This window comes from Granulicatella sp. HMSC31F03 (assembly GCF_001807725.1).
Classification (GTDB): domain Bacteria; phylum Bacillota; class Bacilli; order Lactobacillales; family Aerococcaceae; genus Granulicatella; species Granulicatella adiacens.
Window position 1 is genome coordinate 98690 of the sequence record NZ_KV790851.1, and the last position, 11817, is coordinate 110506.

Below are 11817 nucleotides of genomic sequence, written 5' to 3' on the forward strand. Positions count from 1 at the left end.
CATGTCAACGTTCCAAAATAGACCATTTGACATGCTTTTCATTCATATTTTCTTCCTTTTAAATTAAGAGATTGATTCCCAATTTCCTTATTCTTTTCCCACTATTTTTGCGTTGGTTCACTCGTCGTCTCACTAGGAGCTTCTGTTGTAACTTCTTGAGAGGTTGTAGCTTGTGTTTCAGAAGCACTAGTGCTCTTTTCCTCGGTACTCTCCTGCGTAGAAGTAGATGTTGTCTCTGAAGTGCTTGATGACACTGTTGTAGCTTCAGTAGATTTTTCCTCTACTTTTTTGTCTAAAATAGAGCTCTTTGGAATACTATTATCTTTATCTGCTTCATCTAAAGTGCCTTCAGAGAAGTCTTTTGCTTCCTCTAAAATACTTAACTCATCAGCAGAAGCCGGTGTCATAATCTCTTTTAGATTCTTACCAATTGTTCCTTCAACTTTACCATTAAAATTCTTGTGCGCTTCTTTAATCGCTAATTTAGTACGATAAGATTCAATAATGAGCGCTTCAACGGCTGTCGTTCCAAAGTTCAAGCGAGATCCCATATATCGTTTGATGAGGCTAGCCACTTCTTCTCTTAAAGCAGATGGTAATTCTTGGTCTAGTACGTGTTGTGTAAGGAAGTATAAATAGCGCATCCCTTCAATACTAATGCGATCGTTAGCATCCCGTAATGCTTGAATTAATGAAGCAATTGCATTCACTTGCGCTTCTTTTCCACTTTCTCTTGCTTTTGTAGCTAAATCTCTTAGCTCATCCGCAGTAACTCCGTAGTCTTTCAATGATAACTCACTAATCTTACGAATTGTTTCTTCATGAGTTGCATTCATCTTTTGCTCTTGCGGTGTTACCGAATTTTCAACATCTTGTTCTTTATTCACGACTTTCTTTTCAAAGTTTTCTAGTCCTTTAACAAAGCCTTCCGTTGAATTCCCTTTTTGTTGCACTTGCTCTTTATATTCACTTAAAGCCACTAAAATTCGATTTAAAGCAACTGGATCATCTTTGTATTTCTCTTGGGTGCGAGTTTTCACCTCGTCAATTTTTTGAAACACTTCTTCTTCATTTAAATCCCCTGCCACAAATGGTGGAACGATTCCAGGCAATTTATTTTTTTCGTAAGCTTCAATCCCATCTTTATTCACGATATTCATTGAATGACTATGGTCACCGTGTGGAATATCAAAACGTCCATTGACAATGCGGATCGCTGTACGAGAAATCCCCATACGTCTTGCAATCAAATCAATTTCCTGTGAAAGTCTCACTTCAGCAGGGATCGATGGATCAGAATTTGGTACTTCAAATCGTTTCAATGGAATGACCCAAGGATGGATATGATTTTTATCTTGCCCTTGCTCCATATTTTGAAAGGCAAATACTTTTCCAATATATTCACCTTGATCATTGGTAACTGATTCGAATTTGATACTATCTCTTTCTACACCATATGCATACGTAATATAATCCAAATATTTTTGAATTTCAGGAGATTGCAAAGTTAATTCTTTATCTCCTGGTGTCGTCATATCTGTTGTAGACGTTTGAACGGTAGGTGTTGTAGCCGTACTATTTTGATGTTGTCTTGAAGGAGTAGAGGCAGCAGCAACTGTCCCACTCGTTCCTCCTCCACGATGAGACGTAGGTTCATCGTCAAAAGTATAATTGGTACTTCCATCCCCACAGTCTAGTACATCATGGAAATGATCCCCATGAGGAATTCGGAGTAATTTACAAGTCCTCTTTTTCCCCGTTTCATCTTCTCTAGTAACGGTTTGAGCATTTGCCAGTTGTGAACGATAAATAAAGTGATAGTGATCACCGTGTCTCACCACAAACCCTAATTCATTTTCACTCACAATATCTTTTGGATTAAAGACATAATCATCATCTGAATGGTTGTTTTGGCTAATTTGTTTCTTTTGCTCATAAATCGCATCAGAAGGTGGAGTCCCAAACACAAAATGGTAATGGTCTCCATGTTTCTTTAGATACCCATTTTCAAAAACTTCTCCCACAATTGTTTTAGGTTTATTCTCTTTAATTTCCTTTGCAGCTTGTTCATACTTCGCCATCTGCTCAGGAGAAATCGTCGTTTGTTCAACCGTACTTTCTGCTACTTGATTCACTTGACTTTGTTGATTGGCTAAAATCATTCCTGAAGCGAAGACAAGCCCTAAGGCAACTGCTCCACCTAGAAATACCTTCTCTTTTTTATTCATTCATCTCCCACTTTCTTAAATCGTAAGTTTTACGTTTTAGAGTATACTATTTGAGGGGGAGTGCTGTCAATAAAGATATTCCAAATTTTTAAGCAAAAAAACCTTCCCACAAATCTATGGGAAGGGTTACGGTTATTCTTCGATTAAATCACTTAATAAGTAAGCATCCACTAAGGACTCTGTGGCTTCAATAGAATCGATATGCGTTCTTTCATAAGAGTGACTCGATTCAATTCCTGCTCCTAGCAGTGCATGTTTTACTTCTGCCCCAGCTCGCATCGCTGCAGAAGCATCACTTCCATAATAAGGATAAATATCTAGTTTAAACGGAATCTCTTGTTCCTTGCAAAGACTGACTAACTGTTGACGGAAATCATAGTTATAAGGTCCAGACCCATCTTTGACACAAATCGAAACCGTATATTCATCGGTTTGTTGGTCGTCCCCCATCGCTCCCATATCCACTGCAAGAAACTCAACCACTTCAGAAGGAATACTACTGTTAGCTCCAGTCCCCGTTTCTTCAATACAGCTAAACATAAAGTGAGTCGTTACCGGTAAGGTAATTCCCTCTTTTTTATATTTCTTCAATAAGGTAAGTAAAATTGCTGCACTAACCTTATCATCTAAGAATCGACTTTTAACAAATCCGGTTGGTGTGACAACAAATCGTGGATCAAAAGAAACAAAATCTCCCACTTCGATTCCTAAAGCTCGCGTCTCTTTTTCATTAGTGACTTTCTCATCTAATCGAACTTCCATATTATCTTGACTCCGTTCGACCGTTCCGGCTTCTTTATATACATGAACACTCGTTTGATGCAATAAAATCGTTCCTGAAACCGTATTTCCGTTTGAGGCAATATGAACGGTACAATTTTCTCCTTCAATCATATTCCAAGCAAAACCACCAATACGATCCAACTTCAAACGTCCGTCTGGTTTCACTGCTCTTACAATCGCTCCAAGCGTATCGATATGAGCCGTAATTGCGCGCTGCTCTTTATCGTTTGCTCCTTCTACAGTTACAATGACAAGCCCTTTCGCTGTACGTTTTGGTTGGTATCCCATATCCGTTAACACTTCAATTAAATAATCTTGAACATCTTTTGTGTACCCTGTTGGAGATGGAATGGCTACTAATTCTTTTAAGAAATCGATTGTTTGATTCATTTTCTTTCCTCCATTTCACGATAGATTAAGTATAGCATATCCCTATAAAATCTAACTAATGAACATGCTTCTCTTTAGATAATCCCAAGAATTTTACAAAATTTCTTGCATAATAGAATCTTTAGTTTTATAATACAAGTATATTACAAATTGAAAGGATGAATTTCATGAAAAAAACCTTGAAATTAATCGCTGTGTTTTTCGCAGCACTATTCGTATTACTAGGATGCGGTAAAGAAGAATCATCTTCATTTGAATTAAATCAAAACGGAGTAACTTCAGTTTTAACTTATTACTATAATAACGATTTAGTAACAAAACAAACTGCTACAAATACTTATGATTTAAAGAAATTAGGCGTAACTGAAGAAGACGCTAAAAAACAAATCGAAGGAGTAAATAATAAATATACAGCTGTTGATGGCGTTACTGCTAGTATTGAATCTAAAGATGGTACTCTTATTCAAACTTTAACAGTGGATTACACTAAAGCTAAAGTTTCTGAGTTAAGAAAAGCATTCCCTCAAGAATTCGCTGGAGACGGCGATAAAATCAGCTTTAAAGCTTCTAAAGAATCTTTATTACAAGCTGGATACAAAGAAAAGAAATAAAAGGATATTCATAAAACCGGGGGAAGAATATACTCTTCGTCCGGTTTTCCTATAATTAAAACAAGAAAAGTGAGGAAAAGATCATGAACAAAAAAACGAAAGTATTAGCCATTTTATTTACTACAGGTTTAGTATTAGCTGGTTGTGGTCAAAAAGATAATAGTACAACCACTACTACATCATCTACCACAAAAGAAACAACTACTACTGCTACAACAACCGCTCCAACAACAACTACGGTAGCTACAACTACTGCAGCAACTGAAGGTGAAAAGAAAACAGTGTTAGAACAGTCTGATAAGGGCGTAACTTCTCGTGTAATCATGTACTCTAAAGGTGACGTTCTTGTAAAACAAACGACTGAGAATGTTTACAACGTAAAAGAAATGGAAACTAAAGCTACTGAAGAACAAATCAAAACACAACTCGAGACAGCTTTTGCAGCTTATAAAGGCGTAGAAGGAATCTCTTCATCAGTTGAAGTCAAAGATGGTAAAGTCATTCAAAACTTTACAGTCGACTATTCAAAAACAGACTTTGCTAAATTAAAAGAACTCGTTCCAAGCTTTAAACCAAAAGATGATAATACAGTAAGCTATGAAGTTACTAAAAACTTCCTAGTTAAAGAAGGATTCAAAGAAGTTCAATAGTCTTACTTGATCCTCGAAGGAATCGTTTTGAAAGGAAATTAATATGAATACACGTACCAAACAATTGGCTCTTCTTGCCACATGTGGTTTCTTTCTGGTTGCTTGTGGACAAAATAAAGATTCCGAAGAAAAGGATCCCACAACGGTAGTCCAAACGACGCAAGCTCAAACCACTGTCGCGCAAACAACGACGCAGACAACAACGGCTTCTCCTACGACTACCGCGCCAACAACCGTTGCACAAACAGACAATCCCAACGCCAAGGAAGAACAAGCTGTATTCGAAATCTCTCTTCCAGGAAGCATTACAACTATGATCATTTATCATAAAGGCGATCAAGTGACTAGACAGATTTCTAAGAATATCTTTGACTTTACATCATTACCTGGCATAACAGAGGAAACAAAAGAAATCATTGCTAAGGCACAAAAAGAAACGGTTGAAGCAACTTATAAAATTGCGAAGGAACAATTCAAAAACATAGAAGGATTCATCGTTTCGCTTGAAAGTGAAGGTGAAAAACTAATTCAATCTTTTGATATGGATTATACAAAAATTGATGTTACTAAACTAAAAGAAATTGATCCTAAATTTAAACTGAATGAATATTCTACGAGCTTCGAAACCATGAAAAAAGTGCTTTTAGAAGCTGGTTTCCAACAAAAATAATAAAATCGATGTTTAAGGAGAAAATCATGAAAAAGACTTATAAAGTTATTGCATTGTTATCGACTGCTGTTGCTCTTGCAGCATGTCAAAGTGGAGAAAAGAAAGTTGATGAAACTTCAGCCCAAACAACCGTTGCTCAAGCAACTACACAAGCACCTACTACTCAAGCTGCAACTACAAAAGCGACGACCACTCAATCTGCTAAAAGCAATCAAACAGGCGAAGCAACTTACGAATACAAAGAGCCTGGTGTTACTGTTACATTGAAGTACTACTACAAAGATGACGTTGTTTATAAACAAGAAGGTACTTATGTTTATAATCCAAAAGAAATGGGTCAAGATCCAGAACAATTTAAAGTAACCATCCAAAAAGCTTTTGACGAAACAAAAGGTGTTAAGGGAATCGAAGGAACGCTTGAATTTAAGGACGGGGTATATACCCGTAAAAACACGTTTGACTATAATACAATGGACTTTGTAGAACTAAACAAACGTAATCCAAAGAAATATCCACCAAAAAATGATCCACTATATTATAGTGAAGCTGTTAAAAAATTAGAAAAAAATGGATATGTAAAAAAATAACCTCAACCCAATAAACACAGCACCAAAGACATTCCTTGAATGTCCTTGGTGCTGTGTTCTTGTCTAAAATTTACGATGTAACAAAAATGTGACGTCACATTTTTGTTACATCTTCTTTTGTATCATTTATGATACGTATCAAAAATGATACAAAATCACCCTATTTGGTAATGTCATCCTCTTCCCTTCCTTCTCAGCGAACGTAGAAGCAGTATTAGCTCTTTATAAACTATCACAATAAAAAAGTACGAAGATTATTTTATGTAGTACAATAAAAACTTAGATTACCTTTGGTTATCTTCATAATAACGACAATAGCTGTATCGGATTGGGCCAAGGTCTCAATCCTATCGAGCCTCAAAGCAGGAGTATGGAATAAATTCCTAACTCCAGCTAATTCGCATCGATTACACTCGCTATTGTTGTTATTATAGAAACCAAGGTAATCCTTGTTTTTATACATAAGATAGATATTCTTCATACTTACTTTATTTGAATGATAATTGGTTCGATAGTTCGACAGCACGCTCTTCAAACGTTGCCATTTCCACCCTCAACTCTCTTTTAAGTGCTTCTAGACTTACGTTCACTAGCTTCTTGTTATAAACGACTCTTTTTCCGTCTATCCAAACATCTTGGACATTGGATGCATTGGCAGAATACACCAAGGCTGCATACGCATCATACACAGGAAACATATTCACTGAGGACGTTTCAACAAGCACCACATCTGCTTTTTTGCCTGCTTCAAGCGTGCCCACTTCCTCATCGAGTCCTAGAGCTTTTGCCCCACCTCTTGTCGCCAAAGCCACGATTTCTTTTGCAGGGAACGCGCTACGATCCTTCAGATGCGTTTTATGGAAATTAGCTACCATTCGCATTTGAGTGAATAAATCCAGCGTATTACCGCTACTTGGGCCGTCCGTTCCTAGTCCAACCGTCACTCCATGGTCTAGTAAACTGCGAATTGGTGCGACTCCTTTTGCAGACTTCGTATTGGCGCCGATGCAATGAACGACGCTGACGGTTGGATAGTTCGCCAGAATTTCGACATCTGATTCCGTCATCAGAATTCCATGAGCTAAGATAACCGGCACTTCGAAAAATCCAAGCGACTCTAAAAATTCAATTGGTGTTTGGCTATAAGTTTTACGGAAATAATCCATCTCGTACGTCATCTCAGAGACATGAAGCGTAATAGGAACTTGGTTTTCTTTGGCAAACTCGAGAATCGCTCTCATCACTTCTTCGGTATTTGTATTCGGAGCATGGGGGGCAATTAATGGCTGAACGAGTTCGTCCCCTTTCCACTTGTCAACAAATGCTTGAGTATACGCTAGGGCATCATCAGTATTCCTGCTATCGGGCGTCTTCATATTGATAATCGTTTCACCTACGAGAGAACGCATCTTCATGTCTTTGGCAACTTTGGCAACTGCATCTTCAAAATAATACATATCACACATCGCAGTTACGCCTGCTAGCTGCATCTCCGCAATCGCATAGGCCGTGCTTTTTGCAATTAACGGTTCGTCAACCACTTCTTGCTCTAATGGAAATAGGAAGCGTCTGAGGCGGTCTGGGCAATCGTCTCCTAATGAACGAAACGGAATCATCCCGCAATGTGTATGAGCATTCACGAACCCCGGAAGCAGGATTCCACCCTGTGCATCTATCCAATCATCTGCCTTCTTCTCCTCAAATTGATCCATCGCACCTACTTCAACAATTAAGTGCCCCTCCATCACTAAGTACCCACTTCGATATTCTGTAAAGGCATCATCCATCGTTAAAATCCATGCGTTTTTATAACCGATTCTCAAAACTGCCACTCCCTTTCCTGTCTTCTTTATTCTAATTGAATCCCATTATAAGAACAATCAAAACTAGGATGTAGAAGAAAGCCACTAGTCTAACATTCGTCTAGCGGCTTCATCTATTTCGTTTCTGATATGTCCTTAAATAAAATTCAATATTCTATTGGTTTAGGATTTTATTCCATTGGTCAATCCAAGCTTTAAGGTTTTCATTTACAAGTTTGAAATCAACTGTTTTCGCACGTTTTGCAACGTCACCATAAGTCATTGTTTTTACTTCGTTATCTGCTAATTTTACATCTTTATTAACAGGAGCTTCACTCAATGATTTAGCTTTCACTGTTTGGTTTTCAGTGCTAATACGGAAATTTACATATTTATACGCATTTTCTTTGTTTTTCGCATTTTTTACGATATTCACTGTATTGTAGTTTGCATACGTTCCAGATTCAGGAACGACAGATACAACATTCGAGTTTGCTTTTTTCACAGTAGGAATGGCAAAGTCTACAACAACTGCAACTGTTACTTCCCCTGCTTGGAACATATTTGCTAAGTCACTGGATTTAGAATATGTTTTAACAATATTTGGTTTCAATTCTTCAAGTGCTTTGAAAGCAGCTTCCCCTTTATCATCTTTAAGGGCTTTTCCGCCTTTATCGGCCGCAACAGATAAGAATAATGGGCCTCCGGTTGTTGTAATATCAGGGATTGCCACTTTGCCTTTCAAATCTTCTGACCATAAGTCGCTCCAATCTTTAATTTCACGACCAAGTTTTTCTTTATCGTAAACAATTGCAATACTGTTAATAGAGAACGGAATTCCTCCACCGTTTTGGAACACTTCTTTAGCCCCATCTGTTAATAAAGCAAGATTTGGAATTTCTTTTTCAGTCACCGTTTCAAATAATCCTTCTGTTGTTCCTTTTGTAGAACCTGATTGAGATAACTCGATAACGTCAATGTTACTTCCACCACTTTGAACTTTTGTTAAACGTTCGGAAGCATTACCGACTTCTAAAGTCACTTTAACACCATTCGCTTCTTCAAAAGGTTTGATAATGTCACGCTCTACAATATCTTGGCTTAATCCAAATGTTGAAACAACTAATTCTGTAGAAGCTCCTTTTGAAGCCTCTCCTCCTGTTGTTGTTGCCTCATTCTTTGGTAAATTTGCTTGGCTATTTCCACACCCTGCTAATACTAATAACGATGCTACCGCAAGTCCTGCAATTGATTTTTTCATGTGTGTACACTCCTTAAATTTTTATTTTATAACACAATAACATGATCTTTAGGGAACGCCAGAGAGACTTTCGTTCCGACTTCTAAAACGGATGGATTGTTCACAAGAAGAACTCCCACTTCTGTTTTCACTTCATACTGATACGCTTTTCCGATGAAGGTTCTTACTAAAATTTCACCTGGAAGAACTCCATCGCCCTCGTTTAAGACTTCGATATGGTCTGGGCGAATCGTTATCTTCACATCTCCTTCCTTGGTATGTTCCCTCGTTTCTAGAACGAGTCCATTCGATAATTGAACGGTGTGATTTTCTTGAACTATTCCTTTGATGAAGTTTTCAAATCCAATAAAACGAGCGACGAACTCCGTCGTTGGATGTTGATAGATTTCTTCAGGTGTACCGTATTGTTCGATAATCCCATTATTCATGACCGCTACCTTATCCGAGATTGAGAAACATTCCTCTTGGTCGTGCGTTACGAATAAAGTCGTAATCTTGAATTGTTGCTGGATGCGTTTGATTTCTAGACGTATTTGAAGTCTAAGTTTTGCATCCAAGTTACTTAACGGTTCGTCTAGTAATAAGAGTTTTGGTTCAATGACCAGTGCTCTGGCTAGTGCCACACGTTGTCTTTGTCCCCCTGACAGTTGTTTTGGATAGCGATTTCCAAGTTCAGCCAAGCCGCACACTTCAAGCATTTTAGCGACTTTCTCATCAATCACTGCTTTACTTTCTTTTCTCACTTTCAATCCGAACGCAACATTTTCAGCCACTGTTAAATGGGGGAATAATGCGTAGCTTTGGAATACCATCCCGAATTGTCGATGGTGGACAGGCACTTTTGTCATATCCTCACCCTCTAATTCAAAGGTTCCGCTATTTTGACTAAGGAGTCCCGCTACAATACGAAGCGTCGTCGTTTTCCCACAACCACTCGGACCGAGTAAGGAAACCAATTCCCCCTTTTCAATCGATAAATTCAAATCTTTTAAAATATGATGTTTATTATCGTAAATCATATTTACATCTGTTAATTTTACAAATGACATATCTTTCTCCTTATGAAATGGAAGCTAAGCCCAACGTTTTTTCAATCGCAATCATAATCCCCATCGTTACAAACATTAAAATCACCGATAATGCTGAAACAGATGGATCGTAGTTAAATTCCATATAACTTAATAAAGTCGTTGGAAGCATGGTCACTCCTGGACCAGATAAGAACATCGATACTGGAACGTTGTTAAATGAGTTCACGAACGAAAGCATGAACGCCGCGAAAATTCCTGAAGTGATATTTGGTAAGAGCACCGTTGCAAAAGCTCTCTTCTTCGTACAACCAAGCGTCCAAGCGGCCTCTTCCATCGACACATCAACTTGTTCCATACTAGAGCCAACGACACGAATCACATATGGGATACTAATGAGGAAGTGCCCAATCAGTAATCCCGGTAGAATTGGGAATTTAAAACTCAAAACAATCATTTGATAGAGGGAATACCCTACGACAATCCCTGGAATCATTGTTGGCGATAAGAAGAAATCCTTCATTAATTTCTTCCCTTTAAAGTGGTCTCTGGATAATACGTACGCTGCAGGCACACCAATCACTAATGCAAGGAGTGTGGCTACAACGCCCACTAGTAAGCTGAGTTGTAAGCTCGACATGAAAGCTTTTGAAGTGAGCGCCATAATATACCAGTCGATGGTAAATCCTTTAATCGGGAAGGTAATAATCGCTTCTGTCCCAAATGAAGTAATCACGATAATCACGAGTGGTAAGAATAGGAATAAGAAGACAATAGTCGCAATCATTGTGAGTAATTTATTTTTACGCAATGTCTCCACCTCGCTTATCCATCGATTTCGCTAAGAGATTCAATGCCTTCATCACGGCAAATGTAATCACAATCATCACAAGTGCAATCACACTCGCACTTGTCCAATCACCAAGCGTTGTCGCGCGTTGGTAAAGTAATGTCGCTAACATCATCTTTTTATTTCCACCTAATAATTGTGGAGTTGTATATGCGGTAAGTGTCCCTGTAAACACGAGAATACTTCCGACAATCATCCCTGGTAGCGACAATGGCAAAATAATCTTGAAGAATCCTTTTAAAGGACTTAACCCAAGCGTTGCCGCCGCTTCTAATAGGTCATCATCAATATTTTCTAGAACTCCCACCAGTGTCATAATCATCGTCGGTAAGAATAAATAAACCGAACCGATAATAATCGAGAAGTCTGTATATAAGAGTGACAATGGCTCGTTAATCACTCCAAACATCATAAGTAGATTATTAATAACTCCGTTTTTACCAAGAATCGTAATCCATGCAAAGCTTCGAATAACAGAGTTTGTTAATAGTGGGAATAGCGTTAATGCAATTAAAATCCCTCTCCATTTCTTCGATACTCCAGAAATGACGTATGCTGCCGGCAAGCCCAAAACAGCACAAAAAATAGTAACGATCAAGGAAATACTAAGCGTACGTCCTAACACCGCCATAAAATAGGAATCTTTGAAAAAATCAATATACAGTTGCAAAAAAAAACTACTTTCTGGGAAAACTGTAGGAATCAAACTACTTAGTAACGGAAGGACTAAGAAAAAGCATAATAGAACAATCCCAGGAAAGAGCAACGTATATCGAACGTTCTTTTTCATAACACATCTCCTTGTTCGTTTTTAGACTTATATTATACGGCTAATTTTAAGAATTTTCAACACGATTTTCAAAAAATCCAAACAAAATTTTATATACGCTCTATTAAATTCGTGTTTAAACCCCTTTTCACCCCGCCATTACCAAATATGGTAATTACCATATTTGG

At 37.9% G+C, this 11817-nt stretch carries 11 protein-coding genes; 4 read left to right on the forward strand and 7 right to left on the reverse strand.

Features of this window, described 5'->3' with window-relative positions; all coding sequences use genetic code 11:
• Positions 1-101 precede the first annotated feature (101 nt).
• Both HMPREF3106_RS04360 and HMPREF3106_RS04365 read right to left on the reverse strand, forming a co-directional pair.
• A complete protein-coding gene (locus HMPREF3106_RS04360; RefSeq protein WP_070444630.1) occupies positions 102-2228 on the reverse strand; it encodes a pneumococcal-type histidine triad protein in 2127 nt (708 codons plus the stop codon).
• Between the two features lie 132 nt (positions 2229-2360).
• Entirely contained in the window at positions 2361-3401 is a 1041-nt protein-coding gene (locus HMPREF3106_RS04365; protein WP_049555258.1) for a M42 family metallopeptidase, read from the reverse strand.
• A gap of 167 nt (positions 3402-3568) precedes the next feature.
• Between HMPREF3106_RS04365 and HMPREF3106_RS04370 the strand changes: the two genes are divergently transcribed.
• The 4 genes from HMPREF3106_RS04370 (at position 3569) to HMPREF3106_RS04385 (ending at position 5919) form a co-directional block, all read left to right on the forward strand.
• Positions 3569-4012 carry a DUF1307 domain-containing protein gene (locus HMPREF3106_RS04370; protein ID WP_049555259.1) on the forward strand — a complete coding sequence of 148 codons (444 nt, stop codon included), beginning with the start codon at positions 3569-3571 and terminating at the stop codon, positions 4010-4012.
• An 83-nt stretch (positions 4013-4095) separates the two neighbouring features.
• Positions 4096-4662, forward strand: a complete 567-nt coding sequence (locus tag HMPREF3106_RS04375) for a DUF1307 domain-containing protein (RefSeq protein ID WP_049555260.1) — start codon at positions 4096-4098, stop codon at positions 4660-4662.
• A gap of 43 nt (positions 4663-4705) precedes the next feature.
• Complete coding sequence (locus HMPREF3106_RS04380) at positions 4706-5332, forward strand: DUF1307 domain-containing protein (protein ID WP_070444632.1); 627 nt, start codon at positions 4706-4708, stop codon at positions 5330-5332.
• Between the two features lie 26 nt (positions 5333-5358).
• Entirely contained in the window at positions 5359-5919 is a 561-nt protein-coding gene (locus HMPREF3106_RS04385) for a DUF1307 domain-containing protein (protein ID WP_049555262.1), read from the forward strand.
• Between the two features lie 488 nt (positions 5920-6407).
• Here the strand turns inward: HMPREF3106_RS04385 and HMPREF3106_RS04390 are convergent, their stop codons facing one another.
• From HMPREF3106_RS04390 to HMPREF3106_RS04410, 5 genes are all read right to left on the reverse strand, one after another.
• A complete protein-coding gene (locus HMPREF3106_RS04390) occupies positions 6408-7742 on the reverse strand; it encodes an amidohydrolase (protein ID WP_148129410.1) in 1335 nt (444 codons plus the stop codon).
• A 154-nt stretch (positions 7743-7896) separates the two neighbouring features.
• The gene (locus HMPREF3106_RS04395) at positions 7897-8982 is read right to left on the reverse strand and encodes an ABC transporter substrate-binding protein (protein ID WP_049555263.1); all 1086 of its coding nucleotides are present in this window, start codon (positions 8980-8982) and stop codon (positions 7897-7899) included.
• Between the two features lie 26 nt (positions 8983-9008).
• Positions 9009-10031, reverse strand: coding sequence for an ABC transporter ATP-binding protein (locus tag HMPREF3106_RS04400; protein WP_049555264.1), 1023 nt, complete (start codon positions 10029-10031; stop codon positions 9009-9011).
• A 10-nt stretch (positions 10032-10041) separates the two neighbouring features.
• A complete protein-coding gene (locus HMPREF3106_RS04405) occupies positions 10042-10821 on the reverse strand; it encodes an ABC transporter permease (protein WP_049555265.1) in 780 nt (259 codons plus the stop codon).
• Entirely contained in the window at positions 10814-11650 is an 837-nt protein-coding gene (locus tag HMPREF3106_RS04410; protein WP_070444634.1) for an ABC transporter permease, read from the reverse strand. Before HMPREF3106_RS04410 ends, HMPREF3106_RS04405 begins: the two co-directional genes overlap by 8 nt.
• Between the last annotated feature and the right edge of the window lie 167 nt (positions 11651-11817).